The sequence below is a fragment of the Blautia sp. ZXY-1-C6 genome, from assembly GCF_056339875.1.
In genome coordinates this window covers 15,785-42,445 of sequence record NZ_JBWJVQ010000240.1, presented here as the reverse complement: position 1 = coordinate 42,445, position 26,661 = coordinate 15,785, and the positions used below count along the sequence as shown (strand labels likewise).

The following is a 26,661-nucleotide window of genomic DNA, read 5'->3' as shown; positions in this document are numbered from 1 at the left end:
CCATGCTTGCCATATATTCCGCTTCCCTGTGAAAAACGAAAAGGTATATTACAAATGGAATTACTACAAGAGCCAGTGGAAAAAGCAGACGTTTCCTTTGACTTTTCAGCACAAAGACAATTCGTTTTCTCTGTATGATACCAACGACAGCAAGAGCCAGTGTCGAGATAAAAAATTGCAGTTGGTAGGCTGTGAAAAAAGCCCTATCTGAAAAGAAGAAGCAAATAATTGCTGTTACGCAGGAAATTTTCAAAAAAACAAGCAGTGCTTTTTGCCCCCGATAGGCGGAACCCTGAAATAAAAATGTCTGTATGAAATATGCTGACTGATAAAAACAGACAGGCAACAACAGCATGGAAACCGCTTTGGATATTGGTTGAAAGTCAAACAGGTACAACAAGAATTGCCAGCCCAGCAACAATAACAATAGGGAAAAGTGGTTCAGAACCTTATTACATTTTACATTCTTATATGAGATATACGCCGCGTCAAAAAACAAGAGCGACAAAGATAGAAAATGAACAAGGTAATTGCTTTCTATATAATGTCCGTTGTACGCCATATAACTGAGATAAATAATCACGGCAAATTGGTTCAACGCACAAAAAATCTGTCTTGAGAAATATGTGTTTTTCGTATTTTCCACCTCCATTCCTTTTCTAATATTGTACTGTTCTTTCCCCATGAGTTCAAGATTGCTATTCTGAAATATTTTTGAATAAACCAACGGCTGACACCAATGAAAGTGCCAGCCGCCGCATTATTTCAAGGCAATTATATAGCAGGAGCGTTTCGTTAACTGGTAATAGATAACATAGATAATGGAGAAGATCGCCACCGCCAGAAGAATCGGTGCAACAACGGCGCTGTTCCGTCCGAGCAGATCGTCCATCAGTGCAGACTTATAACAAATCATCGCAAAAATGCTGTGCAGCAATCCTATGACATAGGGAATACCGTAATAAATCTGTATCTGCCGACGCACACATTTTTTAATCATTGTGTGACTATATCCCATTTTCAGCATGATTTCATAGTCCGGTTTGTCATAGGTTACGGACGAAATATTTTGAAAGTAAAGAATACTGCCCGTAGCAATTAAGAAAATAATCGTAGTAAAACAAATTAGCAAAAAAGTGGAACTTGCATCGCGGACAAAGGTACTTTCTCTTTGCCATGCGCTTGCCAGATAAATGTTGTCCGGCATAGACGCATTCAAAGCTGTGTAGGCAGTTTCATTAGAGCGCATTTTTTCACCATTAATACTGATAACCGTAACTCTATCTATGGTACTGTCACGCATTTTTTGATAAAGGTTATCCGACAAAATCAGAGTTCCAACACTGTTTGAAAAGCCAATAGGATTATCAATGCTTGTCTGTTTTACTGTTACATCGGTTATTCCTGTTCCAAAGTCCAGACGATACGAGGCTCCCATGTCAGAATGTTCATGGTCTGGATGGTATTTGATTAAAATGCAATCAGTATCTGATAATTCTGGAATATCCGTTTTCTTCCCCTGCTGGGAGAGCAAGGAGACATAGTCTGTCCGGCTGATACATTCAAATCCGGGAATACGCCCCTTATCTTCACTGATACTGTATTCTGTCGGCAGACGATCAGAAGTTGCTTTTACTTTCAAAATAATCGTTTCATAAACTTCGTATTCCTGTTCGTCGCAAGCCTCCTGTAAAGCCTGCAAAGAGATTTCCTTTTCCTGCTCATTTGTCACTCGGTATTCAATGGCAGAGGGGATAATGCGCCGGAAAGATTGGTATGGATACCACATAGAAAGAACCGTCGAGCCAAAGACCGCCAGCGTCTCCGCTGTCAGCAGGATCAGCAAAATCAGTGATTTCGCATTAGAACGGATGCGGTGCATAAACTTTGGCACTACAATAATGGTATTTTCATGGTAAAGTCTGCTTTTTTTCTGCCGGATTTTCTGACAGACATAGGGTAGGAATGAGTACATAAACAGAATCGTTCCTGCCACAACACAAAGAAGTGTCAGCATGGCAATAGGAGAAAATCCAATGGTATTCCATAATGACTGCTTTCCCCGCATAATGTCCAATGCAAGGCCGTATCCTGCGCTGAGAAATCCGACACCCAATATCGCTGTTATTGCATGGGGATGGATCGGTTTTTCCGTTTTCTTTTCCAGTCGCACCAAATCAAGCAGGGTAGATTTTCGGAGCAGCCTTGCGTTAGAAAGTGTAAGTGTAATCAGCACGACGATTACAAAGGAAAGGATTGCCTTTACTGCTGCCGGGTAAATTAAAGGGATTGCGCTTTGATCTACGGATATTCCCAAAAGGGTCACAATCCCGGCGATTACGATTTTGTGGAGAATACTGCCAGTCAGAATCCCAAGAATCATACCGCCAAAGCAGATCATTACATTTTCAAAGATCAGTAATTTCAATATAGTTGATTTTCGATACCCAAGTAGCGAATAAATCCCTAATTCTCTCATACGCCGCCGCATAAAAAAACTATTGGAATAGAACATATAAAAAATGACAAATACCATGATGAATACTGCTACTGTCCGGCACATGGTTTCCACTCTGCCATCCGAAGATATTTTTTCCATGATTATCTGGTTCATGGAAAATGAAGTAAAGCAGAAGTAAATCATCAAGACAAAAGAAACGGAAAAAAGGTACAGGAAATAAAACGAAAAGTTCCGTTTCAGATTTTTTAAGGCGATTGCGGATAATTTCATGTTGTCACCCCCCCTTAACGCTTTTCGTCCTGTCTGGCGGCTTCTTGCATGATTTCCTCATAGAATTCACGGCGTTCCCTGTTACACCGTTTCAATTCGGAAATGATATGCCCGTCCTTAAAGTACAAAATGCGATCTGTATAGCTTGCCGCATACGGGTCATGTGTTACCATTAAAATTGTTGTTCCTAAAGCCTGATTGACTTCTGAGAGGGCAAAGAGCAGTTCCGTTGCTGAACTGCTGTCCAATGCCCCGGTGGGTTCATCTGCAAAAATCAACGGCGGGCGTTTTACCATAGCACGAGCCGCCGCTACACGCTGTCGCTGACCGCCAGACAATTCACTGGGATATTTTTTCAGTTGTGAAGCAATTCTGAACAGTTCCGCAAGCTCCATCACTTTTTTATCAATCGTCTTTGCACTTTCATGGAGCAAAGTCAAGGGAACTGCAATATTTTCCTGCACAGTCAGACTGTCCAACAAAAAATACTCTTGAAAGATAAAGCCGAGATTATTCTTACGAAAATCGGCTGCCTGTGTTTGACTAAGCTCTTGAATTTTTTTCCCTCCCATGCGGATGCTGCCGCTTGTAGGAATATCAATAGTGGATAGCACATTCAAAAGCGTTGTTTTGCCGGAGCCGGAAGCTCCCATAATACCGAGAAATTCACCCTGCATTACTTCAAAAGAAACATGATCCAGTCCTGGTTTCGGCTGGTTTGGATAGATTTTGGTGATGTCTTTTACTTCTAATAGTGTACTCATTATTGATCGCTCCTTTCGATATACACAAGCAGTATATCGAACACAGTAAAAAAGTGCATGAGTAAATCACGCAGAAAACATGCATGATTTGTCGTTCCTTGATATGATATTCATAAAATAGAAAAAGTCATATCTGTCGGACAGCGACAAAAGAAAAAGCCGTCGCAGAGCAGACACATTTTCACGCGCCTATGAAACGGCGGTTTTGATTTTCAGAGCCGCCGTTTCTTTGCGTTTACACAAACCTATGACGACTTGCAGGGACACGGTAGCCGATTGGAGGTTATTTTGCCGTGTCTCGTTTGCTTTTTCAAAGCTCACATGATCTACATCAGTTAAAAAAAGCATTGCTCCTCCTCCGGGCAAGTATAACATTGCATCGGCATTATCGTTCCATGTAATTCAGTATAATAATGGCTGTTCTTGGCGCGCCAGTTTTCCCTCACGGAAATCTGGCGTTTTTTGTTGCCATTTTTTCGGAGATGACCCGGTTGTCTGCCGGTGTCGGTCTCCGCCTCCATTCGATTCACCCGTCAATCACCCGTGAATCGAAATGGAGGTACATAATGAAGAAAATTAACCTTCGGGAACTTTATCCTGATGTTTATACAACAGACTTTTTTGTAGATGTGACAGAGGAAGTAATGGAGACTATTCGGGCAGCTGAACGTGCGGAGGCTGCGTATGAGCGAAAGATGTATCGTTATAAAGCACAGTATTCTCTGGATTGCGAGAATGGCATTGAAAATGCGGTGCTGTTGAAGCCGCAGACACCGGAGATGGTTCTGGAGGAAAAACAGTTTCAGGAGCAGGTCTATGCCGCTGTGATGAAGCTGCCGGAGAAACAGGCAAAGAGGATTTATGCCCGATACTATCTGGGAATGACGGTAAATGAAATTGCCGAAGTAGAAGGTGTAGACCCAAGCCGTGTCCGAGACAGTATCCGGCGTGGTCTGAAGCAGCTGGCAAAGTATTTTTAGGGTAGAATAACAGAGGGCGCAAGGTCTCAAAGTGCTTCTGCATAAGACCTTGCGCCCTACCTATTGTAGTAGCCTTAGAGGTGTATTTTGTAAAGCTATCTTTGAGTGAAAAAAGCAGGAGTTTTTTTCTATTTAATTAGCTGTAAATATTGAATGCCATCCTTGTAGCACTAACTGGATCAAATTATAATATAGATGGAAAGTTTTTTGAAAAAATCCGTCCGCTGTAACATTTCGCGGACATTTGCCTGTTATACTATCTATAAAAAGCAAAGGAAGTGAGGATATGAAGCAGATTTTAATTGTCGAGGACGACAGTTTTTTGAATAAGATGTTAGACTATAACCTGACCGCAGACGGCTACGGCGTGACTTCTGTCCTAAATGCCAGAACCGCAGCCGACGCCATCCGCCAGCGGGAATTTGATTTAGTGCTGCTGGACATCAACCTGCCGGATGGAAATGGTTTTGAGCTGTGCAAGCTGATAAAGCCCCAGCGCCCGGACACCATCGTAATTTTCCTGACCGCCAACGATCAGGAGAGCGACCAGATACGGGGCTATGAGGTGGGCGCGGTGGACTACATCACAAAGCCCTTTGTGATCGGGGCCTTGCAGCGAAAAATCAAAGCCATGTTCGCCATGCTGGAACACCACAAACCGGCCAAGGACATTTACGACGACGGGCGGCTGTTTCTGGACTTCTCGGAGCAGACGGCCTCCTTAAACGGCAAGCCCCTGACCCTATCCCCGATGGAGTATAAAATGCTGAACCTGTTCCGTAAAAATCCCCGGCAAGTGCTGACCCGTGGGCAGCTTTTGGAAAAGCTGTGGGATATAGACGAGAGGTTTGTGGACGAACATACCCTGACAACTTCCATCAGCCGGATTCGCAGCAAGATTGAATCCGACGGCGGCGCACCCTACATCAAGACCGTTTACGGCATGGGCTATCAATGGACGGGAGGCGAGGCAAAATGAAGTTTCAAAACCTCTCGGTAAAGCGGCTGTTTGGCCGGGTGGCAATAGGGCTTGCCCTCTCCATGTCCGGGATCACCATAGCCCTGTTTTTTGTGACAAAACAGACGGCGGTGCTGCTGACGGGCGGGGTGCTGCTGCTGTGCGCCCTTGTGGGGATTTTTGTACTGACGCAGGCGTTTGGAAAGCGGCTGTCGCAGTTTACCGCTGACCTGTGCCAGACCTTAGACCACATGATCGCCGGGAATGAAGCGCCCCAGCGGCCAGAGGACAGCGAAACCCAGCTTGCCAGAATCGGACACCGGCTGGCAAGGCTTTACCAGATCATGCAGGAGAACCGCCGCCGGGTGGACGAGGAACGGCAGGAGTTACAGACCCTTGTATCGGATATTTCCCATCAGGTGAAAACGCCGGTAAGCAATCTGAAAATGGCGACGGACACCCTGCTGGAAAAGCCCATGACCGAGGCGGAGCGCACCGACTTTATCCGGGGAATCCGCAGCCAGACGGATAAGCTGGACTTTCTCTTTCAGGCCCTTGTGAAAACCTCACGGCTGGAAACGGGCGTGATCCAGTTGGATAAGAAACCGGGTCGCCTCTTTGATACCGTGGCGCAGGCCATGAGTGGGATTGTGTATGCAGCGGAGAAAAAGGAAATCGCTGTGTCCGTGGACTGCCCGGAGGATTTGACCGTTTTCCATGACAGCAAGTGGACATCCGAAGCCCTCTTTAACCTGCTGGACAATGCGGTGAAGTACACCCCGGCAGGCGGGAAAATCGCCGTGTCAGTGGTGCTGTGGGAAATGTATGTGGAGGTCAAAGTGACCGACACCGGCAAGGGCATTTCCGAAAGCAATCAGGCTGCCATCTTCCGGCGCTTCTATCGTGAGGAAGAAGTACACGAACAGCAGGGCGTGGGCATTGGCCTGTATCTGGCCCGCGAGATCGTAACGCGGCAAGGCGGCTATATCAAAGTGGTTTCGGAGCCGGGCAAGGGTTCAGAATTTTCCATTATGCTGCCGACAAAATAGAACGCGGCGGACGGCCATTTCCGGCTGCCCGCCGTAAATTTTTTTGAAATGTCCGAGCGTTGTAACATTTCACCTCGATTTTCAATGAAATTTTTTGGCCGCTGTAACATTTCGCGGACATTTAGGTTTTACAATACCCTTATCAAATATGGAGGTGATACAACTATGACATGGCCTTTTGAAAATGACACCAGCGCCATTACAAAGAAGCTGGCGCAAAGAAGCTTCAAAGCCAACAAATTACGAAATATTGTTGCTGTAATAGCAATCGTTTTAACATCAATGCTTTTTACTTCTGTAACGACTTTATGTGTTGGAGCGATCCAGTCTATACAGACAACTATTTTGCAAATTAGGGGAACCAGCCCGTCCACTGGTACATCTGTAAATTGGATTGCCATAATAGCAGCCCTGTTTTTTATTATGATTTTTGTAATAACGGGCTATTTGCTCATTCGCAATATTTTTGAGATTTCTGTTGTTCAAGAAATAAAGAAATATGGCTTATTAAGAACAATCGGAACAACGGAGAAGCAAATCAAGCGAATTGTTTATAAGCAAGCATTTTGGCTGTCTATAATTGGTATATCTATTGGGTTGATTTTAGGATATATAGTAGGAATACTTATGCTTCCGTGGATTCTTAATTTTATGAAAGGCGAGTATCACAATCTTTCTGTGAACTTGAGTTTTAATCCTATTATTTTTGTCGTTGCCGGGATATTTAGTGCGATTACTGTTTGGGTGAGCATAAAGAAACCATTCAAAATTGCAGCTACGATTTCGCCCATTGAGGCAACCAGATACTATGAAAAAGACAATTATCATAGTGCCAACAAGAATCGTCTTTCGTTTAAGAATAGAATAACAGAAATGGCATGGAGAAATTTAAGAAGAAATTCAAAGCGTACCATATTTATCGTCTTATCCATGATACTCTGCATTATTCTCCTAAACAGTGCAATCGCAATCGGAAATAGTGTTGATGTTAAAAAATATGTATCTTCTGTTACCTCATTTGATTTTGTTGTGGCAAGCCCAAACACATTTTCTAATGTGCAAGGTTTTCGATTTAAAGATGATTCTGTTAGTAATGAAATCATATCTGATATTGAAAATAATATTCCTGTGCTGAACGGAAGTCGAATTTATAAAAACACTTTGGATGATGTCAGTGTTACTTATGATTATGGTAGTTTGGTCACGGAAGTATTAGACGAATACACAGAAGATAATCACCTTATACGAAGTGGTATGGTTGATGGCAGAACTTATCCAGTAAAACTCGGTGTTGATTATCGACCTCTTTGCAATATTTACGGGGTAGAAAAATCAATACTTCCTAAATTGAATTTCATTGAGGGAGAAACAGATATACAGCAACTAACCTCATATTTGGAAAGTGGAAACTATGTTATAGAAATTTCAGCGATCAACCCAAATGAATCTCCTGAATTTCTTTGTCCGCTCAATCAGGAAGTTACCATTTACAAAGATGGATTGCCTTATAAAACGGTTTCGGTAATTGCGCGTGCAGTGGTTGATTTTTCATTGGTAGAATCTCCGGGTAAGAATGTTGGCTACACTGATGTTGGCGGCGATTGTCCTATTTTCTATATGAGTAATGAGATGTTTGTGGAATTGTATAACAATCCAGCCATAATGAGTTATGTGTTTGATGTGGAAAAAGAACACTTTTTGCCAGCGACCGAGTACATCAATTCTTTGCCTACCGTTGAATACGCATCGTCTGAAACATTGGCACAAACTATGAATGGATTAAAACAAACTATTTTTATCATAGGTGGCCTTATTGGGTTTCTATTAGGAAGTATCGGGCTTGTGAATTTTTCCAACATCATTATAACGGGCATTATAAACCGGCAACGGGAATTTGCTACATTAGAGAGCATCGGAATGACGAAAAAACAAATTAACAAATTGACCGTATTGGAGGGATTGTTTTACGCATTTCTGATTTGTGTAATGGGTTTACCTCTCTCTCTTATTGTTGCAAATACAATTCTTCCTACTTTCTTTAATCAACCTGACTTATGGCTGTTTACAATACAGCCTACGATTTTCCCGTTGATATTAGAGGGAATTGTTATTTGCGTTGTGGCGATTATAGTTCCTCATGTTTCGTTTCGCTATTTTAGAAAAACAAGTATTGTAGCTCGATTAAGGGTAGTTGAATAATAATTTTGAAATGTCCGAGCGTTGTAACATTTCACCCCGATTTTCGATGAAATTTTTTGGCCGCTGTAACATTTCGCGGACATTTGGGTTTTGCAATGACCTTATCAACAAAAGTGAGGAGGCGTTGCAATGGAACTGACCCCGACCATGATTTTGAATCTGGCGCTGCTGATCGTCCCGCCCGTTGCCCTTGTGCTGGCGTTCTGGCAAAGGCTGGCCCAGCACATCCGCTGGACGGTTGCCTTGACTGCCCTCTGTGATGTTCTCCTGTTTTGGGATGAACTGTTCTACTATGAGAGCTTCGGACTGTTCGCTGTGCTGATTCTGGTACAGTTGGCGGCCACCGGCGCAGCAGCGTTCCGCATTTACAACAAACAAAGAGAGGATTGAATTTTATGAGAATTTTACAGACTATCGACCTGAAAAAGTATTACGGTACAGAGCCGAATATCACCCGCGCCCTTGACGGCGTGAACTTCTCTGTAAATGACGGCGAATTTGTGGCCGTTGTGGGAACCTCCGGCAGCGGCAAGTCCACCCTGCTTCACATGATGGGCGGGCTGGACACCCCTACTTCCGGCAATGTGATTGTCCGGGACAAAGAACTGTCGAAAATGAACGACGAACAGCTTACCATCTTCCGCCGCCGCAACATCGGCTTTATCTTCCAGAACTATAACCTTGTTCCGATCCTGAATGTGTATGAGAACATCGTCCTGCCGGTGGAGCTGGACGGGGACACGGTGGATCAGAAGTTTTTGGACGAGATCGTTCACCTGCTGGGGCTGGAAAATAAACTGAAAAATATGCCGAACAATCTTTCCGGCGGCCAGCAGCAGCGTGTGGCTATCGCCCGCGCCTTGATTACCAAACCGGCTATTGTTCTGGCCGACGAGCCAACCGGCAACCTTGATAGCAAGACCAGCGCCGAGGTGCTGGGGCTTATCAAGCGCACCAGTGCAGAGTTCCGGCAAACTGTTGTGATGATTACCCACAACAACGACATTGCCCGCCTTGCAGATCGGATTGTCCGCATTGAGGACGGCAAGATTGTGGAGTAAGGAGGTGGCAGGCTATGACATGGCCTTTTGAGAATGATACCAGCGCCATTACAAAGAAGCTGGCAAAGAAAAGTTTGCAAAGCGAGAAGCGCCGGAATCTGATGGTGGTGATTGCCGTTGCACTGGCGGCGTTTCTAATCTGCTTTACGGGAATTGTGTCTACTTCCCTGACACAAATGCAACGCAATCAGGTTGTCGATACTTATGAGGCGGTCTGGCTGGGCGTGGAGGAAAACGACATTGAAACCCTGAAAGGACTGCCGGAGTTTGAGCGCGTAGGCGGCTACTATATGCTGGGTGAGGAACTTTCGGAACAGGGCTATCATGCGTCTTATGTGTATTGCGACGCGCAAATGATGGAGATTACCAAGGCGCAGATGGAGTTGTTAGAGGGGAGGGTTCCTGAAAAAGCAAATGAAGTTGTCGTAAGCGAATACTTTCTTTCCACCTATGGAAACAATGCCAAAATTGGGGACACTGTGACCTTAGATACAGAGAGTTTTCATGGTGATTATGTCGTTACCGGCATTATGGACAGCGTAAATGAAAAAGAAGCGAATACCTGCGCTATCATTCTTTCCAACGCTGCCCTGACAGAATGGAAAGGGTTTGACCCGACTGGCTATCGCGCCTATGTCCATTTCAAAAACAGCGACCAGTTGGGCGAAGAACTGATGACCTCTTATTGCAGGGAGATTGCGGAGGAATATCAGCTTCCTATGCCCAAAATGAACAGTAAGTATTTTGCCTATGCTTCTAAATCCTTTGATTTTGCACTGATGGCAGGTGTGATTGCCCTTGTTCTGATTGGCGGCTATATTGTGATCCAGAGTATCTTCCGTATCTCCATCAATGACAAAATCCAAAGCTACGGGCAGCTTCGGACGATTGGTGCAACGCCAAAGCAAATCAAGCGGATTGTAAAGCGGGAGGGGCGTAAACTCGGCAGTATCGGGATTTTGATTGGTACAGTGCTGGGTGTATGCGGCGGTTTTCTCCTGTTTTCTAAGGGTTTTAACGCTGTTTCCTATGTGGCAACGGTTATTTTGACACTCATAAGCAGTTGGATCATGGTATCTGTTTCCATCCGTAAGCCGGTAAAAATTGCGGCAGGGATTTCCCCGATTGAAGCCGTCCGTTTTACCCCGGCGCAAAAGGACATCCGCAGCCGGAAAAAGAATATCAAGCTCAATCCTGTTTCAATGGGAATTGCAAATTTTAAGCGTGACCGAAAAAAGACCGTTGCTATTGTAGCCTCATTGAGTTTGGGCGGAATTATCCTGCTTGTGGTATCCTCCATTGTTTTGCTGCGCTCACCAGAGGCACTTGCAAGACAGTTTTTCCCGGACGGCGACTATAAAATTTATTTGGATTCTGAAATGACAGAAGAAAAGGTTATGGCAGCGGGAAATCCATTGAATGAGGAATTGAAGCAGGAAATCTTATCTATTGATGGCGTTACAGATATAATTCCAAGCAGGCAATCTCTCCATGCAACTTATAAAACAAAGATTCATCAAGCTGGTGGTATGTGCGATATGCTGACCGACCAGAATTATGTGGCAGTTGAAGCGGCTTTGACAGAGGGAACCATGCCAACAGATTCCCGTAGTATTGTAATTGACTATAATGTGCTAAAGCAGAATGAGGATATGGGTGTTGGTTCAACGGTTGAGATTTCTTTGGGAGAAGAACAGCCATCCGTTTCTGTTACCATATCGGGGTTATACGCTCCTGCAAAGGTATATTCAGGACATGGCAGGATGCACTTAGATGGGGCAACTCTTTTTGCACCAGAAGCATTGTTCCACGAACTGCACCCGGAAATCACCTCTTTTGACTATTCATGGAGCATTGTAAATGACCCGCAAAAAGCGGACTATGTGGGAGCTGAATTGAAAAATATTGTTGCCAGCCATAGTAATATTGCCTTAGATGAAATCAATACAGTGATTGGATATGAAGAAATGACAAATTCTTTTGCGTTTGGCAGTATGGAGGTACTTTCATGGCTGGTATTTCTCTTTGGCGTTATCAACCTGATTAACATGACACTCTCTAACCAGATAGCCCGAAAGCAGGAAAACAGTATTTTGCGTTCCATAGGCCTAACACAAAAACAGCTATGTAAAATGAACATTTGTGAGGGGCTGTGCTATGCGCTCTTTGCAACATTGGTGACGCTGATCGTTGGGCTTCCGGCTTCCATCTTTGCTTGCAGAAAAATGAGTGTAGGTGCTTTTGCCGGAAATGTAGTGCCTTACAAATTCCCGGTTTTGGAAATGGGGCTGTTCATTCTGGTATTGTTCGGAATGGAGCTGATCTTGTCTGTTTGGACAATCCGCAGGCAGAAAAAACAATCCCTGATTGAACAAATGCGGGCAATAGAATAGCCGTATGGGATCGGCGGGGCGACGTGTGCTACCCCGCCTTTTTCGCCATTTCTCAAAGAAATTTTTGAAATGTCCGAGCGTTGTAACAATTCAGCCTGTTTTTCTGTCGAAATCAAAGGTACCTCGGACATTTGTGTAACATTTGTAGTTTATGCTTGTGGTAAATCAATAAGAAACATCTGTCTCCACAGCGGGGAAAAGAAAAAAACCGCTGACGGGCAGAGGATTTCGTGCGCTTTCCTGTATCACTGACGATACGGCGGTTTTGAGAAATCAGAGCCGCCGTTTCTTTTCGCCTATCCTAAACCAACGACGATCTAACACCGTGTAAATCCACGGCGGCATATAGGAGGATTGCCGCCGTGTCTATTTGTTAGGGCAAAGCCCTGTTTGCCATTGTGGAGTTTTTCGCTGATCCGAAAAACGGAGCTTTGGAAAACAAATAAACCACCTGCTATGCAGGTGAGTCAGCATTGCTTCAGCTTACAGAAAAAACCTCCGGTGGTATAATTAATGTAGGTTCGCCAACCGCACTAATATACACAGGAGGTATCCATATGGATAATAATAGTTTATCACATACAAAGTGGAATTGTAAGTATCATATTGGTGCGACCTGCGGTCGTTGCTTGAAGTGCGCGCATGCGCTATCACCTCCATTCGTGATATTCCTACCACGAAATGCCTAGTAAGTGATGAAAGGTGTGAAGCAGTGGGACAATGCGGGTAAATGGAAGTCACATCCACCCAACCGCTAGGAATTGATGCACACGGCTAACATATGTGAACCATTGTAAGGGTCGTGATACTTGAAATGGTGAAAGTGACTGATACACCATTACCAAAATGGTTAGAGGGCGCGGGCTGGCGGTTTCGATATGCGCTGAGCCGAATGGACGAAGCACCTCCGGCCTAAAAGATGGAGCCTAAATGCATCGCAATAATTCAAGCAATGGAACTGGGAAACCCTTTTGTGCTCCTTTCACAGGTAGGTTAATCGTAAGAAAAATACAATGCACAGGAGGAATGGATGCCAGAAGAAGCGAATGCTGCTGTGTAATGCAACAGATAGGGATTCAAACTTTGTCCCATCCGAAAGGAGGCAGACGTCTGGCGCGTGTCTAATCATATGAAAGACTGGGAATCTATGAATGCACAAAGTTCAATGACGCCACCTGCGAGGACAATGCAGACATATAGAAAACCGAAATGGAAAGAGATTAACTGGAAACAGGCAGAACTGTATGTTAATAGACTACAAGTACGGATTGTGAAGGCAGTACAGGCTGATAAGTGGAGACTTGTAAAGAGACTCCAAAAGTTAATCACAAATTCATTTTATGCAAAAGTCCTGGCAGTTAAGAGAGTGATAACAAACAAAGGTAAAAATACACCTGGAATTGATGGAGACATCTGGTCGACAGACGAAGACAAAATCCAGGCAGTTTACAACCTTACAACTTCTTCATACAAAGCAAAGCCATTGAAGAGAACTTATATCGAAAAGTATGGAAAAAAGGAAAAACGTCCACTAGGGATACCAACTATGACCGACAGAGCCATGCAGGGTTTACAACTGCTGGCTCTTGCCCCGATAGCAGAAACAACAGCAGACAAGGTTTCCTTTGGATTCCGGCAAAACAGATGTGCACAAGATGCAATGGAATATATGTTCAAACTCCTGTCAAGAAAAACTTCTCCGGAATGGATTTTGGAAGGTGACATTAAAGGATGCTTTGATAACATCAGTCATGACTGGATGTTGGAAAATATTCCAAGTGATAAAAGAATAATGAGGCAATTCTTGAGATGCGGCTATGTAGAGAATAAGAGATTATTCCCCACAACAGAAGGTAGCCCCCAGGGAGGGCTGATCAGTCCGACCTATGCAAATATGACATTGGATGGACTTGAAAGACTATTACTTGAAAGATACAGTACGAGCAGTACAGGGCACTATCACCCGAATTACAACAAGCATAAAGTACACCTATGCCGCTACGCTGATGATTTCATTATAACAGCAGACTGCAAGGAAGTTCTTGAAGATGTTAAACGAGTGGTTGAAGAGTTCATGAAAGAGCGGGGGTTGAAACTATCAGAAGAAAAAACGGCTACTACAAATATAAATGACGGCTTCGACTTTCTGGGATGGAATTTCAGGAAATTCAAAGGCAAACTTCTGATTCAACCGTCGACTAAATCTAAGAAGAAAATCACGAAAAAGCTTAGCCAGACAGTGAGGTATTATCGTGAGTCAAAACAAGAGCTTTTGATTGTAAAACTAAATCAGATAACAAAAGGATGGGCAGAATACCACCATTGCGTCTGCGCAAAAAGCACATTCGCTCTCATAGACCATAGACTCTGGGAGATGCTATGGAAATGGGCCAAACGAAGACATCCGCAGAAATGTAATAAATGGGTGAAGAACAGGTATTGGCATCCAAAATGTGGAAGACAATGGTCATTCAGAACAGACACGATTGTTCTCTATCAAATGATGGACATGCCGATAGTAAGGGTAAAATCACTGGATTTGAATAAAAATCCTTTTTTGAACAGAGATTACTTCATAAAGCGGAAAAAGGAGCATGAAATGAAGCGAAAATTAGCATATCAGAAGAGTACAGCCGCACGTAGTGAATACTATGTGTCATAGATGCGTGAGCGGAATGCGGTGAAAGTTGCACGTTCCGTTCTTAGGGGAGGGACGGCCAGTAATGTCCGTCTCTTACCCGACTTTTTGCACCAAAATATAGAAGAAAAGTAGCATATGGAAAAATTAAACAGGATATAGCAGATATTTTGAGTATGTTATGCAAAAGAAAAGGTGTAAAAATTGTTGAAGCAGAGATATGTCCAGATCATGTACACATGTTAGTAGAAATTCCGCCAAGCATAAGTGTATCGTATTTTGTAGGGTACTTAAAAGGAAAGAGTACATTAATGATATTCGAAAGACATGCAAATCTGAAGTACAAATATGGAAACAGACATTTCTGGTGTCGCGGATATTATGTAGATACGGTAGGGAAAAATGCAAAGAAAATACAGGAATATATAGCAAATCAGTTACAGGATGATCTGGAATATGATCAAATGACACTGAAAGAGTATATTGACCCGTTTACGGGTGAGCCAGTAAAACGTAACAAATAAAGATAAGCCCGAAAGGGCTTTGTAGGTAAATGATGTTGCGCTTGGCGAACCTATTTCGATGAGTCTTTAGACTTCAGTGCCGGTAATAGACCCTTATAGGGTCAAAGCAAACCACCGGCTAAGCCGGTGGTCGTGATTTTGCCTATTTTCACAGCATCCATGACCTGCACCAGCTAAAAAAAGCCTTGCCCTTCCTCCGGGAAGGTATGACTTCCTATCGGTATTATCGTTCCGCCTAAATCAGCAGAATGGTAGGTGTTTTTGTCGCGCCAGTTTCCCATTGCGGGGAGCTGGCGTTTTTTATTGTCGATGCCCGTGGAATGTTACCATATGCAGGTTAGTTGAAGTTTATAATTCATATATAAAAGACCAGCGCCACTCAAAGTTGCTGGTCTTTCCGAATAATGATTTATTGTTGATTCTTTTTTAATGAAGCAATCCATGCTTGGATTGCTTCCACCAGTACATACTGCTGACGCAAAACAGCCATACCTCTTGAACCTCTGTTTCTCTGGCTTTCTTGAGCCCTTCGGCTGTGGCCTCCATGACAACAAGCTCTTTCTCATTCATCGAGCTTAAAAGCACATCAATGTGCTTTCTGCAACTGTTCTCTCCACGCTGACCTTCTGTATAGAAAAACTGATCTACGGAAATGTCGAACAGAGTGACGAGTTTGAAAAACAGGTTGAAGCTGGGGCGCTGGCCTTTGTTCTCGATGTTCATAATGGTGCGGTCAGTCTTGCCGACCAGCTCCGCCACATAGGCTTGCGTCCAGCCCTTTTCCTCTCTGGCCTGTTTCAAAGCGAGCCCGAGCCCATGAAAGTCAAACCTTCTTTCATCTTGGTTCATTCTCATATCACTCTATATCATTGTACATTTCGGGTTGGATTATGAGAATGTAATATGATTTGATATTACATGATATATTATTTCATAAAATTGACAAAGAAGAATGTTTGTGCTATTCTATATAAAAATATATCTCCAAAGGGGAGCAAGATATGAACTTTCATTTAACAGATCAGCGTAAAAAGAAAATCAGCTCTGTACAATCCATTCCGATGAAACATTGTGCAGAGTATAGCGTATAAAAAGCGCATTTAGATTTCATCGGGAAGCCAAGGGAGTAGTGTACCCGTTTTAGGGTGTTGGCTTTCCGTGCAATTATAATGTGTACGAGGCTATGGGCAATGTTTTGTCCATAGCCTTTTGTTTTTGCGTTACTATGTCAAAGGCAGAAGGCAGATACCGTTGTGTATCTTTGCTTTCTGCCTTTTTCTTTTTTCAGAATACATAAGAAAGGGTTTTTGAAAATGAGTTTATTAGAAATTACAGGATTAACACATTCTTTTGGTGAAAACTTGCTTTACAAAAATGCAGGATTCACACTGAATAAAATGGAACACATCGGAATTGTGGGACAAAACGGAACCGGCAAAAGTACCCTGATTAAAATTTGTACAGAGCAGATCATACCTGATAGCGGACGGGTTATCTGGCAGCCAAATATTACGATTGGCTATTTGGATCAGTATGCAGAAATCGACCATACGCTTACCGTGAAAGAGTTTTTGAAATCAGCCTTTGCAAAGCTGTTTGAAATAGAAACACAAGTTATGCAGCTATATGAAAAGGCCGCCGATGGAGATATGAAAAATCTGGAACTTGCTGCCTACTATCAAGAGCAGCTTGAAACACATGACTTCTATTCCATTGATACTGCGATCGAGCGCGTTGCAAATGGGCTGGGGCTGCTTGCGATTGGTCTTGACCGCCCTATCATTGAAATGAGTGGCGGCCAGCGAGCAAAAGTGATTTTGGCAAAGCTACTGCTTGAAAAACCAGATGTATTGCTATTAGATGAGCCGACAAATTTTCTTGATAAAGATCATGTTGCATGGCTGGCGGAATACCTATCCTCTTTGGAAAATGCTTTTTTAGTTGTTTCCCATGATTTTGACTTTTTGGATAAAATCGCAAATCGTATCTGCGATATAGATAATGACACAATAACAAAGTATTATGGCACTTATTCTGAATTTCTGCGAAAAAAGACACTGTTGCGGGAAGATTACATTCGTCAATACTCAGCGCAACAAAAGGAGATCAAAAAAACAGAGGAGTTTATTAGGAAAAATATTGCTGGACGAAAAGCAAAAATGGCGAGAGGGCGACAAAAACAGCTTGATCGAATGGACAAAATGGAGGCTTTGGAACAGAAAGAGATTATTCCTCATTTTCATTTTCCTGTTTTACCGCTGACAAATACGGAGCATCTGCTGGTCAAACATCTGGCAGTTGGTTATCACTATCCAGTTCTATCAGATATTGATTTTAGCATAAAAGGCGGGCAAAAAGTTGTTATCACTGGCTTTAATGGAATTGGGAAATCTACTTTGCTCAAGACATTAATTGGACAAATCCCGTCCATGCAAGGTCATTTCAAATTTTCCGATCAAGTTACCCTTGGATATTTTGAGCAGGACTTAATATGGGACGAACCTGAACAGACACCAATTCAAATTGTTTCCAATGTCCATCCTGATATGGTCATAAAAGATGTTCGCAAACATTTAGCCCGGTGTGGAATTTCCAGTAAGCACGCAATGCAAGCGATTGGAACATTAAGTGGAGGTGAGCAGGCGAAAGTAAAAATGTGTTTGCTAACACTGATTCCCTGCAATTTTCTAATTATGGACGAACCCACAAATCATCTGGATGTTCAGGCAAAGGAAGCATTGAAATCAGCTCTTATGGATTTTGCGGGTACTGTATTGCTCGTATCACATGAAGAAGCATTTTATCGTGAGTGGGCACAGAGAGTTATTAGTGTCGAGAAATAGAAAATAGAATTAAGTATAGTATATGTGCCTACCCCCGACGGGGAAGGAAAAAAACCGTTGCCGGTTAGGTTGGTTTTGTGCGCTTATTCCACATGTTCTGCGGCGGTTTTGAGAAATCAAGACCGCCGCTTCATTGCGTTTAAGACACAAAAATGATTCTATACATTGAAATCTGGTACGGCGGTAACAGGAGGATGCCGCCATGTCAATTTTCGTCATTCACAATAGCCATGAGTTACACCAGCTAAAAAAAGCATTGCTCCTCCTCCGGGCAAGTATAACATTGCATCGGCATTATCGTTCCATGTAATTCAGTATAATAATGGCTGTTCTTGGCGCGCCAGTTTTCCCTCACGGAAATCTGGCGTTTTTTGTTGCCATTTTTTCGGAGATGACCCGGTTGTCTGCCGGTGTCGGTCTCCGCCTCCATTCGATTCACCCGTCAATCACCCGTGAATCGAAATGGAGGTACATAATGAAGAAAATTAACCTTCGGGAACTTTATCCTGATGTTTATACAACAGACTTTTTTGTAGATGTGACAGAGGAAGTAATGGAGACTATTCGGGCAGCTGAACGTGCGGAGGCTGCGTATGAGCGAAAGATGTATCGTTATAAAGCACAGTATTCTCTGGATTGCGAGAATGGCATTGAAAATGCGGTGCTGTTGAAGCCGCAGACACCGGAGATGGTTCTGGAGGAAAAACAGTTTTAGGAGCAGGTCTATGCCGCTGTGATGAAGCTGCCGGAGAAACAGGCAAAGCGAATTTATGCCCGATACTATCTGGGAATGACGGTAAATGAAATTGCCGAAGTAGAAGGTGTAGACCCAAGCCGTGTCCGAGACAGTATCCGCCGTGGATTAAAGCAGCTTGTAAAATATTTTTGATAAAATTTCATTTGATGCGCCTGTTTTTTGCCTTTTTTGTCAGTGTTAATAAGAAGGACAAGTTTTCCTCCTTCATCAGTACATATGGCACAGTTATGAAAAGAGGTGTCCTATATTATAGGACCAGAATCAAAGACGCGAATGGTAAGCTCGTAGCTATCTATCTACGCAAAAACACCTGAAGAACTATACAACAAAGAAACGCTTGCGTTGGAACAGATAAACTTGTATTGTTCGAGGCAAAGAACTATAATGTACTCTGTGGAGGTGCAGAATGGATTATATGACACTAAAAGAGGCCGCCGAAAAATGGGGCGTGACACCTCGTAGAGTAAATTACTATTGCGCTGCTGGGCGTATCCCCGGCGCTGTAAAGATGGCTGGTGTTTGGCTGATCCCAAAGAACGCAGAAAAGCCGATTGACGGAAGGACAAAACAAGGGAAGGGGTTGCATCATGAATAAAATCCTGATTATAGATGATGACAGAGAACTGTGCGCTTTGATTAAACGTAGCGTACAAGCAGAAAACATAGAAGCTGATTTTTGTAATACCGGAAAAGAGGGCTTACAAAAATTAAGAGAGCAGGAATATCAGCTTGTGGTGCTGGATGTGATGATGCCTGGTATGGATGGCTTTGAAACGCTGGAAGAAATCCGCAAAGAGAACAGTCTGCCGATTTTGATGTTCACATCTAAAAATGACAGCATTTCTAAAGTACGGGGCTTACGAGCCGGGGCGGACGATTATCTGACAAAACCGTTTGATATGGACGAACTGATTGCCCGTATTGCGTCCCTCATTCGCCGCTACACCCGTTTTAATCATCAAGCCGGAGCTGTGCAAAAACTGGATTTTGATGGATTGCAAATTGACCTTGAAAATCGTTCTGTTACGACGGAAAATGGCACTTTTGAACTTCCACCAAAGGAATTTGATTTGCTCCTGTACTGTGCAAAACATCAAGGGAAAATTTTGACCAAACAGCAGATTTATGAGGAAGTATGGGGCGAAGAATATTTCTATGATGACAGTAACATTATGGCGATTATCAGCCGACTTCGTAAAAAATTAGAAGTCAATCCTTCAAGCCCAAAGTATATACAAACGGTCAAAGGGATTGGCTACCGGTTTAATAAGGAGGTGTAGTCAGCATGGAAATTATCGTATTCTTGTCCATTGTGATTGCTGTTGGGGCTGTATTGACTTCCATCGTTCTCGTTCGGCGTGTAAAAAAACAAATAGCAGAAATGACCGATGTGCTGGTTGATGTGAAAAACGGAAATGGCAACCGGCGTATTCTATCTGCAACAAATGAACTGACAGCACCTCTTGCCTATGAAATTAATGAGATCGTTGTGGCCTATGAAAGCAGACTTTCAACTGTACGGCAGACAGAAGAAACCAACCGCCAGCTTATGACGAGCCTTTCCCATGACGTGCGAACGCCCCTTACTACTCTGCTTGGGTATCTTGACGCTGCACACAAAGGACTGGTCACAGGAAAAGACCGGGATGATTATATTGAAACCGCCCGTCGGAAAGCTCATGATCTGAAAGAATACATTGATGTACTTTTTGACTGGTTCAAGTTAAATTCCAACGAGTTTGCTTTGGAGATCCAGAGCGTTGAGGTCGCAGAGCTGACAAGAAATATTCTGATCGACTGGATACCGATTTTTGAGGATAAACAGGTTAATTATGACATTGATATTCCTGAACAGCCTGTCCGGGTAAGATTAGATATGGATAGCTATATGAGGATCATCAATAACCTTATTCAAAATGTAATCGCTCATAGCCATGCAGACAAAATTAAAATTTCCCTGTCGAAGAAGGAAAACAGTATGGAGCTGTTGCTGGCGGATAATGGAGTGGGAATTGAGAAGGAAGATTTGAAACACATTTTTGAACGGCTCTATAAGTGTGACAAAGGACGGTCTGAAAAAGGAAGCGGTCTTGGTCTTTCTATTGTCCATCAGCTTGTAGAAAAGATGGGTGGGAGTATAACAGTTGAAAGTTTGCCGGGAAAAGGAACTGAATTTATGTTGCTTTTTCCTTTGGAGAGTTAAGCGGGTTCCCGTCTTTATGGCGGGAGCCTTTGTCATTTTAGCCGAATTTCAAATTGCAAGGTTAATGCAAGGTTGCGGCAAGGTTAATGCAAGGTTGGCATGATAGAATACCTTACAGAACAGGAGGTTTTGAATATGGATACAAATTATATCATTGAAACAAAAAATCTGACAAAGCAATACGGCTCACAAAAGAGTGTGGCTGACTTAAATATCCATGTCAAGCGTGGGAGAATTTATGGTCTGTTGGGTAGAAACGGAGCCGGAAAAACCACAACTATGAAAATGCTGTTGGGCTTAACGAAGCCGACTTCCGGGGAGGTCAAAATCTGGGGAAAGTCTTTGCAAGGGAATGAAAAGAAGCTGTTGCCCCGTATCGGAAGCCTGATTGAGTCCCCCGGTTTTTATCCCAATCTGACCGGTACGGAGAACCTGCGTATCTTTGCTACCCTGCGTGGAGTACCAAACAATCATGCCATCAAAGACGCTCTGGATTTGGTCGGGCTACCTTACAAGGATAAAAAGCTGTTTTCGCAATACTCTCTTGGCATGAAGCAGCGGTTGGCGATTGCCCTTGCAGTCATGCACGATCCGGAGCTTTTGATTTTGGATGAGCCGATCAACGGTCTCGATCCCATCGGTATTGCAGAAGTGCGATCCTTTATCCGTGAGCTTTGCGACACAAGAGGAAAAACCATTTTAATCTCCAGTCACATTCTTTCGGAGATTTCCTTGCTGGCTGACGATATTGGAATTATTGACCACGGCGCATTGCTGGAAGAAGAAAGCCTTGCTGAGTTGGAGCAAAAAAGCAGTAAACATATCCGGTTTACGCTCTCTGATACTGCACAGGCGGCAAGAATTTTGGAACGCAATTTCCATGAAACCCATTTTTCCATACAAGACGACCACAATCTGCGTCTACACAATATGGAGCTACCCGTGGGGAAAATTGTAACTGCTTTTGTAGAAAACGGATTGGAGGTATCAGAAGCACATACCTGTGAAGAAAGTCTTGAAGATTACTTCAAGCGTGTGGCAGGGGGCGAAGGAATTGCTTAAACTAATCAAATGCGAATTTTTGAAATTGAAACGGAAGAAATTTATTCCGCTGATTATTTTGGCTGCGTTCCTGTTTCCAATCCCGCTGACTTATCTGATGACAACGCCCTCTATGATGGAGCGATATACGGATCGGGCAGATGCTTTCGATGGACTATTTAACATGGTGTTGGGATATGGTATCCAGTTTTTACTGCCCTGCATTATCGGAGTGATTGCCGCTATTCTGTTTTTTATGGAACGCGACAACGATACATTCAAAAATCTGCGTACAATTCCCGTAACCAGCACGCAAATGGTACTTGCAAAGATTATTGTCCTTTTTATCTTTGGAATTGTTTTTTGCGTGGCTTCTACCATTGCAACAATTCTTTGCGGAATTGGATCATTAGAAGTTTATGGAATTGGTTATAAGCTGTTTTTGGCGGTTGAAACGGGGATCTTCATTACGGCAGGAACACTCCCGTTGATTGTCCTTGTTGTCTTTTTCAGTAAGACCTATGTTTTTTCCATTTTGTTGTGTGTCTTTTACAGCGTTCTGAACATGAGTGCTACGGCATTGTTTGACACACTGCCTAAAACTATGTTATGGCTTCTGCCCACGCCACTGACTACATTTTGGAGTGCGGGAGATATGGCGGCTCATGGAATAAAAATGGACTTGGAGCAAATGACAGTGCTAATTCCCTCAACATTTCAAGTTGTATTCATTCTTGGGATTATGGCATTCGTTTCGTTCTTACTGATTGACAGACTATATAAGCGGAGGGGGGAATAAACATGGTTCGCATTGTAAAAACAGAATTTTATAAATTGAAAAGGTATCATATCCTTTGGGCGGGCGTTGCACTCATGCTCCTATCCGTCCTGCTGACCTTGTTTACCTCTATGGCGAATGATGGTTCCGTTTGGGATTTTGCCTATCTTACAGAACAGGTCATCAAAAACAATATGTCCATGATTTTTCCGATGTGTATCAGCCTAATTGCTGGATATATGATTTCTCGTGAGCAGACGGATGACACATTGAAAAATATTCTGACTGTGCCGATCTCTTTTAAGAAACTGTTGACCGGAAAATTGATTGTGTGCGGCGTATTGTCTATTATTTTTGGGCTGATATGCAGTCTGTTTACAATCATAGCAGAAATGATTGTGGGATTTCCCGGCTTTGAGATTTCCTTAGCTCTAAAAGCAGCCTTGCAGATTACTGCGGTTAATTTCTTTTTATATCTTGCGGTTCTGCCGATTATCGCTCTTACTTGTCGGAGGGCAGGCAGCTTTTTAGTCGGTGTAATCATTGCTTTTGTCTATGGATATGGAGGGATGTTTGCCGCGGGAAATATGACATTAGCAAACCTTTATCCGATTACCGCAAGTCTTGGAATGGTAGGCTACCGTAGCTATGATACCGCAGTCAACTGGAATATCGGAACCTGTTCTTGCAGTCTTGCGCTTGCTGTCGTTATTTCTGCCATCTTGATTTTGTGCATGAAAGAACGAGAAGCAACCCAAACAAAGAAAAAGGCCAAAAAGGTAGCTCCAAAGAAAGGCTGGTGATGATTTTATGAAGAAAATAGTTTTAGCATTAACATTCGTCCTTGTGGGAAGTTTTATGCTTGCTGGCTGTTCAAAAGATGAAATTCTCAATCATTACAATAACATTGTTCAGTCTGCGGGCTCCATAGAACTGACAGGGAAATCGTCACTGCAAGGGGAAAAAGAAAAAGGAAATGATGATTATACAGGGACTTATACGGCTGATTATGCGAACTTTTCAGGTACAGAGTATTTGTTCGGAGGAACTTCCATAAAGAGAGAAGCCGGTAAGGAGCTGTCCATTGATTGCACCTTGGAGATTACGGAAGGTACTGCAAAAGTATTTTGGATTTCTGGATCTGATGAAGCAGTCACGTTGATTGAAGCAACCGGAACTTATAGTGACACAATTACACTTCCTGATGGTGGAAATTATATCGGCATTGAATGTGAGAATTTCACTGGAAACATTGAATTAAATATTGAATAATACTCTGCCGGACGACGGCAAAAGAAAAAAAGCCGTCGTAGAGCAGACAATTTGACACGCCCATTTGAAACGGCGGCTTTGATTTTCAGAGCCGCCGTTTCTTTGCGTTTGCACAAACCTATGACGACTTGCAGGGACACGGTAGCCGATTGGAGGTTATTTTGCCGTGTCTCGTTTGCTTTTTCAAAGCTCACATGATCTACATCAGTTAAAAAAAGCATTGCTCCTCCTCCGGGCAAGTATAACATTGCATCGGCATTATCGTTCCATGTAATTCAGTATAATAATGGCTGTTCTTGGCGCGCCAGTTTTCCCTCACGGAAATCTGGCGTTTTCTTATAGATTTGTACTTGCCTGTTTATCCAATATACGGGAATATTAAAGCAGCTTCACACCCTTTCGGGAAAACATTAGTAAGTTTGAAATTGCCGTTATGAGCTATGGCGACTTGTTGGACAATCAGCAATCCAAGCCCATGTCTTAAATCAAGCCGTTCATCTGTGCTTTCCATATAATGCGGTTTTTCTTCCAGCTCTTGCAGCTTTTCAGCAGGCAGACCCATTCCGTTATCCGTAACCGCCAAGATAAGATGGTTTTGCGATGCTGTAAGAGAAATGCAGACTTCACAGCCCTGTGGGTTATGTTTCATGCTGTTCTGGACAAGGTTGTTTACGGCTCGCGAAATCAATCTGGCATCACATTCCAACACAGCATTTTCGGCGTCAGGAGTGATCTTAATTCCGATGTTGTAGCTATCGGAAATTCCTGTATTCAACAGGTCTGCTACATAGGATCGCAGTAGTTTGGATAAGCGAACCATCTCTTTATGAAGCGGCTGCATCTCATATTCCAACTGCGATACTAAATTCAAATCCTGCACGAGTTCTTTGATTTTGGCGCTTTGCTTTTGCACGATCACAGCCTGCTCTTTTACCCCCTCACTGGCTGTTTTGTCTGCGGCAATCCGGTCTGCATAGCCCATAATCATAGAAAGCGGAGTTCGGATGTCATGAGAGACCCCGCTGATCCAGTTGGCTCTGGCTTCGTTTTGCCTGCTTAATATCAGAGAGGCTTTATTTACGCTGTTCGCAATTTCGGATAACTCTCTATCAATATGGAGAGAAACGGGTTTGCCATCGGCCAATGTTTCAATGGCATCTACAATCGGTTCCGTGTTCTGGATGATCCTGCGTTTTGAAAAATAGTAGGCCAAAAACAGGCACAGCACATCCATGCCCAACATTCCTATCACATAGAGGGGAATTTTCTGAATAGTCTCCATGGAATAGTAGTTGCTGGTGAGCTTCATATAGCTATTCTTTGGATACCCTAGAACTAACAATCCATCCTCTGTACTCCAGACAAAAACAGGATAATCCTCCAGATAGCCTTTGGAAAATAAAGCTACCTCTTGAATGCTGTAATGTTGCGGCACTTCTTGTGGCACATCGAGCCGCCAGAAGCATTCGCCCGTTGACGTTAGATACATGGCCCAGATATTGTACTGGCGCAATTTCTGCTCTGCGTAATCGGGTAAACCTTCTGTGGTAGCCGCAGTAGAGGTCAGCTCAAGCATGGCGCGCGGGGACGCTTCTCCGTAATCCTCTGAAACTGTGTGATAGAAAGTCACGCCATACAGAACGACATTGACAATTACCAGGATCAAAAGAAATGCAGCGAAAGACGCCAAGTGCTTTGAAATATAGGTTCCAAAAGATTTCATGGCGTCACTTCCTTGTAATCAGTTTATAACCCAGCCCCTTGATCGTAATCAGGGAAACGGGTTTTGAGGGATCGGCTTCAATTTTTTCCCGAATCCGCCGTACATGGGCATTCAGGCTATTTTCATAGCCGAAAGGATTGTCGCCCCATAATGCTTCACAAAGAGCGTCAACCGTAACGATCTTTCCCTCGTTGCGGGCCAGCGTTTCCAGCAGGGTATGCTCTTTTGCGGTCAGGGGGATAATCTCGCCGCCCTTGTTGACCTCTGCCCGGCTAAAATCAATCGTACATCCATCCAGGAAAACCCGCGGGCTGTCCTCTTTATAAGTTCGGCGCAAAACCGCATAGACACGCAGTAATAGCTCCTGCGGCATAAACGGCTTTGAAATATAATCGTCTGCTCCAAGGCCAAGACCGGCCAACTTGTCTGCTGCTTCGTCTTTTGCGGTCAGAAAGATGATTGGCACATTTGTAAAAGTGCGGAGCTGCTTCATCAGGGAAAAGCCGTCCCCATCTGGCAGCATGACATCCAAAACCATCAAGTCGGGTTTTTCTTTTTCTGCCGTTATTATAGCCTCTTTTACCGTTGCGGCAGTAAGTACCGTTTCAAAACCAGCATCGCTTAAAATATCGGATACCATTTTCAGCAAATCTGGCTCATCGTCTACAAGCAAGAGCTTCTTCCGATGCAGAAAAGAGTTGTCCATAGCGTCACCTCCCGAAAGTATTATAACATAGGATTTCAAGT

The 26,661-nt window shown here is 43.4% G+C and carries 20 protein-coding genes and 5 pseudogenes; 19 read left to right on the top strand and 6 right to left on the bottom strand.

All coding sequences use genetic code 11. The features are described from left to right. The 3 genes and pseudogenes from AC075J_RS15425 to AC075J_RS15415 all read right to left on the bottom strand — a co-directional run. Positions 1-685 (bottom strand): annotated as a pseudogene (locus AC075J_RS15425) (hypothetical protein); the annotation flags it as partial. A gap of 75 nt (positions 686-760) precedes the next feature. After that, positions 761-2,731, bottom strand: a complete 1,971-nt coding sequence (locus AC075J_RS15420; RefSeq protein ID WP_118569563.1) for an ABC transporter permease — start codon at positions 2,729-2,731, stop codon at positions 761-763. Between the two features lie 14 nt (positions 2,732-2,745). Continuing rightward, positions 2,746-3,495, bottom strand: a complete 750-nt coding sequence (locus tag AC075J_RS15415) for an ABC transporter ATP-binding protein (RefSeq protein ID WP_118569562.1) — start codon at positions 3,493-3,495, stop codon at positions 2,746-2,748. 566 nt (positions 3,496-4,061) lie between these two features. Here AC075J_RS15415 and AC075J_RS15410 point away from each other — a divergent pair. The 9 genes and pseudogenes from AC075J_RS15410 to tnpA form a co-directional block, all read left to right on the top strand. Next, positions 4,062-4,475, top strand: a complete 414-nt coding sequence (locus tag AC075J_RS15410; protein ID WP_015540976.1) for a sigma-70 family RNA polymerase sigma factor — start codon at positions 4,062-4,064, stop codon at positions 4,473-4,475. Positions 4,476-4,761: 286 nt separating this feature from the next. Continuing rightward, positions 4,762-5,454 carry a response regulator transcription factor gene (locus AC075J_RS15405; RefSeq protein ID WP_118569896.1) on the top strand — a complete coding sequence of 231 codons (693 nt, stop codon included), beginning with the start codon at positions 4,762-4,764 and terminating at the stop codon, positions 5,452-5,454. After that, complete coding sequence (locus tag AC075J_RS15400; protein ID WP_118569895.1) at positions 5,451-6,482, top strand: sensor histidine kinase; 1,032 nt, start codon at positions 5,451-5,453, stop codon at positions 6,480-6,482. The genes AC075J_RS15405 and AC075J_RS15400 overlap by 4 nt, the downstream gene beginning before the upstream one ends. 165 nt (positions 6,483-6,647) lie before the next feature. Beyond that, a complete protein-coding gene (locus tag AC075J_RS15395; protein ID WP_055201191.1) occupies positions 6,648-8,681 on the top strand; it encodes an ABC transporter permease in 2,034 nt (677 codons plus the stop codon). Positions 8,682-8,810: 129 nt separating this feature from the next. Continuing rightward, on the top strand, positions 8,811-9,071 hold the full coding sequence (locus tag AC075J_RS15390) for a hypothetical protein (protein ID WP_117943401.1): 261 nt from the start codon (positions 8,811-8,813) through the stop codon (positions 9,069-9,071). Positions 9,072-9,076: 5 nt separating this feature from the next. Next, positions 9,077-9,742 (top strand): ABC transporter ATP-binding protein, encoded by a 666-nt coding sequence (locus AC075J_RS15385; RefSeq protein WP_118569894.1) that lies wholly within the window; start codon positions 9,077-9,079, stop codon positions 9,740-9,742. 14 nt (positions 9,743-9,756) lie between these two features. Further along, positions 9,757-12,135 (top strand): ABC transporter permease, encoded by a 2,379-nt coding sequence (locus AC075J_RS15380; RefSeq protein ID WP_118569893.1) that lies wholly within the window; start codon positions 9,757-9,759, stop codon positions 12,133-12,135. A gap of 1,117 nt (positions 12,136-13,252) precedes the next feature. Beyond that, positions 13,253-14,797 (top strand): group II intron reverse transcriptase/maturase, encoded by a 1,545-nt coding sequence (gene ltrA, locus AC075J_RS15375; RefSeq protein ID WP_412455990.1) that lies wholly within the window; start codon positions 13,253-13,255, stop codon positions 14,795-14,797. Between the two features lie 80 nt (positions 14,798-14,877). Continuing rightward, positions 14,878-15,297, top strand: a pseudogene (tnpA, locus tag AC075J_RS15370) (IS200/IS605 family transposase); the annotation flags it as partial. 492 nt (positions 15,298-15,789) lie between these two features. Here the strand turns inward: tnpA and AC075J_RS15365 are convergent. Next, a pseudogene (locus AC075J_RS15365) lies at positions 15,790-16,146 on the bottom strand (helix-turn-helix domain-containing protein); the annotation flags it as partial. A gap of 464 nt (positions 16,147-16,610) precedes the next feature. On the opposite strand from AC075J_RS15365, the gene AC075J_RS15360 reads away from it, so the two are divergent. The 10 genes and pseudogenes from AC075J_RS15360 to AC075J_RS15315 all read left to right on the top strand — a co-directional run bounded on the left by AC075J_RS15360 (position 16,611) and on the right by AC075J_RS15315 (position 24,191). After that, on the top strand, positions 16,611-18,140 hold the full coding sequence (locus AC075J_RS15360; RefSeq protein ID WP_118569897.1) for an ABC-F family ATP-binding cassette domain-containing protein: 1,530 nt from the start codon (positions 16,611-16,613) through the stop codon (positions 18,138-18,140). A gap of 475 nt (positions 18,141-18,615) precedes the next feature. Further along, positions 18,616-19,029 (top strand): annotated as a pseudogene (locus AC075J_RS15355) (sigma-70 family RNA polymerase sigma factor). A 95-nt stretch (positions 19,030-19,124) separates the two neighbouring features. After that, positions 19,125-19,251, top strand: a pseudogene (locus AC075J_RS15350) (tyrosine-type recombinase/integrase); the annotation flags it as partial. 52 nt (positions 19,252-19,303) lie between these two features. After that, the gene (locus tag AC075J_RS15345) at positions 19,304-19,492 is read left to right on the top strand and encodes a helix-turn-helix domain-containing protein (protein ID WP_002596317.1); all 189 of its coding nucleotides are present in this window, start codon (positions 19,304-19,306) and stop codon (positions 19,490-19,492) included. After that, positions 19,485-20,177, top strand: coding sequence for a response regulator transcription factor (locus tag AC075J_RS15340; RefSeq protein ID WP_069423988.1), 693 nt, complete (start codon positions 19,485-19,487; stop codon positions 20,175-20,177). The genes AC075J_RS15345 and AC075J_RS15340 overlap by 8 nt, the downstream gene beginning before the upstream one ends. Before the next feature lie 5 nt (positions 20,178-20,182). Next, positions 20,183-21,100 carry a sensor histidine kinase gene (locus AC075J_RS15335; protein ID WP_118521801.1) on the top strand — a complete coding sequence of 306 codons (918 nt, stop codon included), beginning with the start codon at positions 20,183-20,185 and terminating at the stop codon, positions 21,098-21,100. A gap of 135 nt (positions 21,101-21,235) precedes the next feature. After that, positions 21,236-22,162: an ABC transporter ATP-binding protein gene (locus AC075J_RS15330; protein WP_118569909.1), complete on the top strand. Its 927-nt coding sequence runs from the start codon at positions 21,236-21,238 to the stop codon at positions 22,160-22,162. After that, a complete protein-coding gene (locus tag AC075J_RS15325) occupies positions 22,155-22,940 on the top strand; it encodes an ABC transporter permease (RefSeq protein WP_118569910.1) in 786 nt (261 codons plus the stop codon). Before AC075J_RS15330 ends, AC075J_RS15325 begins: the two co-directional genes overlap by 8 nt. Before the next feature lie 2 nt (positions 22,941-22,942). Then, entirely contained in the window at positions 22,943-23,722 is a 780-nt protein-coding gene (locus AC075J_RS15320; RefSeq protein WP_002594767.1) for an ABC transporter permease, read from the top strand. Positions 23,723-23,729: 7 nt separating this feature from the next. Further along, on the top strand, positions 23,730-24,191 hold the full coding sequence (locus tag AC075J_RS15315; RefSeq protein ID WP_055054358.1) for a membrane lipoprotein lipid attachment site-containing protein: 462 nt from the start codon (positions 23,730-23,732) through the stop codon (positions 24,189-24,191). A 358-nt stretch (positions 24,192-24,549) separates the two neighbouring features. Here AC075J_RS15315 and AC075J_RS15310 read toward each other — a convergent pair whose 3' ends face one another. After that, positions 24,550-25,914, bottom strand: coding sequence for a sensor histidine kinase (locus AC075J_RS15310; protein WP_118588201.1), 1,365 nt, complete (start codon positions 25,912-25,914; stop codon positions 24,550-24,552). 4 nt (positions 25,915-25,918) lie between these two features. Further along, positions 25,919-26,620: a response regulator transcription factor gene (locus tag AC075J_RS15305; protein WP_025581231.1), complete on the bottom strand. Its 702-nt coding sequence runs from the start codon at positions 26,618-26,620 to the stop codon at positions 25,919-25,921. Between the last annotated feature and the right edge of the window lie 41 nt (positions 26,621-26,661).

Coding starts and splice junctions, on each gene's coding strand:
- AC075J_RS15320 (WP_002594767.1), top strand. CDS start 22,943: ATGGTTCGCATTGTAAAAACAGAATTTTATAAATTGAAAAGGTATCAT.
- AC075J_RS15410 (WP_015540976.1), top strand. CDS start 4,062: ATGAAGAAAATTAACCTTCGGGAACTTTATCCTGATGTTTATACAACA.
- AC075J_RS15420 (WP_118569563.1), bottom strand. CDS start 2,731: ATGAAATTATCCGCAATCGCCTTAAAAAATCTGAAACGGAACTTTTCG.
- AC075J_RS15380 (WP_118569893.1), top strand. CDS start 9,757: ATGACATGGCCTTTTGAGAATGATACCAGCGCCATTACAAAGAAGCTG.
- AC075J_RS15340 (WP_069423988.1), top strand. CDS start 19,485: ATGAATAAAATCCTGATTATAGATGATGACAGAGAACTGTGCGCTTTG.
- AC075J_RS15360 (WP_118569897.1), top strand. CDS start 16,611: ATGAGTTTATTAGAAATTACAGGATTAACACATTCTTTTGGTGAAAAC.
- AC075J_RS15335 (WP_118521801.1), top strand. CDS start 20,183: ATGGAAATTATCGTATTCTTGTCCATTGTGATTGCTGTTGGGGCTGTA.
- AC075J_RS15400 (WP_118569895.1), top strand. CDS start 5,451: ATGAAGTTTCAAAACCTCTCGGTAAAGCGGCTGTTTGGCCGGGTGGCA.
- AC075J_RS15415 (WP_118569562.1), bottom strand. CDS start 3,495: ATGAGTACACTATTAGAAGTAAAAGACATCACCAAAATCTATCCAAAC.
- AC075J_RS15305 (WP_025581231.1), bottom strand. CDS start 26,620: ATGGACAACTCTTTTCTGCATCGGAAGAAGCTCTTGCTTGTAGACGAT.
- AC075J_RS15345 (WP_002596317.1), top strand. CDS start 19,304: ATGGATTATATGACACTAAAAGAGGCCGCCGAAAAATGGGGCGTGACA.
- AC075J_RS15390 (WP_117943401.1), top strand. CDS start 8,811: ATGGAACTGACCCCGACCATGATTTTGAATCTGGCGCTGCTGATCGTC.
- AC075J_RS15395 (WP_055201191.1), top strand. CDS start 6,648: ATGACATGGCCTTTTGAAAATGACACCAGCGCCATTACAAAGAAGCTG.
- AC075J_RS15310 (WP_118588201.1), bottom strand. CDS start 25,914: ATGAAATCTTTTGGAACCTATATTTCAAAGCACTTGGCGTCTTTCGCT.
- AC075J_RS15330 (WP_118569909.1), top strand. CDS start 21,236: ATGGATACAAATTATATCATTGAAACAAAAAATCTGACAAAGCAATAC.
- AC075J_RS15405 (WP_118569896.1), top strand. CDS start 4,762: ATGAAGCAGATTTTAATTGTCGAGGACGACAGTTTTTTGAATAAGATG.
- AC075J_RS15315 (WP_055054358.1), top strand. CDS start 23,730: ATGAAGAAAATAGTTTTAGCATTAACATTCGTCCTTGTGGGAAGTTTT.
- AC075J_RS15385 (WP_118569894.1), top strand. CDS start 9,077: ATGAGAATTTTACAGACTATCGACCTGAAAAAGTATTACGGTACAGAG.